The sequence below is a fragment of the Salinispora sp. H7-4 genome, from assembly GCF_013416675.1.
In the GTDB taxonomy this organism is placed as follows: Bacteria; Actinomycetota; Actinomycetes; order Mycobacteriales; family Micromonosporaceae; genus Micromonospora; species Micromonospora vitiensis.
In genome coordinates, this window is record NZ_JABZED010000046.1 from 1 (window position 1) to 241 (window position 241).

General features: G+C 68.5%; 1 pseudogene. It reads right to left on the reverse strand.

Annotated elements, in window-relative coordinates:
• Positions 1 to 241, reverse strand: a pseudogene (locus tag H0524_RS18075) (transposase); the annotation flags it as partial.

A 241-nucleotide genomic window follows, 5' to 3' on the forward strand; every position in this document is an offset into this window, starting at 1 on the left:
AGGACTTCGGCAGGTAGACCCTGCGGTCGATCAGGGCGTGGCCGTGCCTGCTCGCATAGGCCAGGAACACGCCGACCTGCGCGTTCTCGATGCGACCAGCGGTGCCGGTGTACTGCCGCTAGACACCGACCGAGTGCACGCCCTTCTTCAGGTCGCCGGTCTCGTCGACCACGAGGACACCGTCGGGGTCACCGAGCCGGTCGACGACGACCTCGCGCACGTCGTCACGCACCACGTCGGC